Source organism: Vibrio sp. 2033 (genome assembly GCF_033339735.1).
This window is the reverse complement of the sequence record NZ_JAWOVC010000609.1, coordinates 1-580: the sequence shown is the minus strand read 5'-3', so window position 1 is coordinate 580 and position 580 is coordinate 1. Positions and strand designations below refer to the sequence as shown.

General features: G+C 46.6%; 1 protein-coding gene. It reads left to right on the top strand.

The annotated features are described in order from the left end of the window. Positions 1-423 (top strand): IS5 family transposase (locus R7P74_RS28065; protein ID WP_318123953.1); only part of this gene is annotated, 423 nt, incomplete at its 5' end. Positions 424-580 lie beyond the last annotated feature (157 nt).

Sequence of the window (580 nt, the reverse complement as noted above, 5' to 3'; positions counted from 1 at the left end):
TTATCTAATGTTACCGATGTAGAAGTCTTTTCTAACTTGCTCAAGCAAACACGCCGAAGAATTATTGAGATATCTGGTGATTGCGCTTATGACACAAGGGATTGCCACGATGCCATACGGATCAAGCGAGCTGTTCCGCTCATCCCGCCAAGAGAAGGAGCAGCCTTCTGGGAACAAGGGCACCCTCGTAACTTAGCGGTAGGTTGCCAGAAGCTCTACGGCTCCAACAAGAAGTGGAAAAAGCGGTATGGCTATCATAAGCGCTCTCTGTCAGAGACCGCAATGTACCGAGTAAAACAGTTGCTAGGTGGGAAATTAAGTCTAAGAAATTACAACGCTCAGGTTGGCGAGACTTACGCCATGATCAAAGCACTGAACAAACTTACAGGGCTTGGTATGCCTGACACTCAGTATATTGTATAAAAGTCGCTCAACTTTAGGAGGTTCGGTTTCTCGTCTGAATTACGCAACAAAGCCACAAAGCGGAGCTGGATAACCTCAGTGAGCATCAAGTTTTGCTCATGGATTACGCCAGAGAACACGCTGAGTGGGAGAACATTGCTCGCGTGATTAACTAATG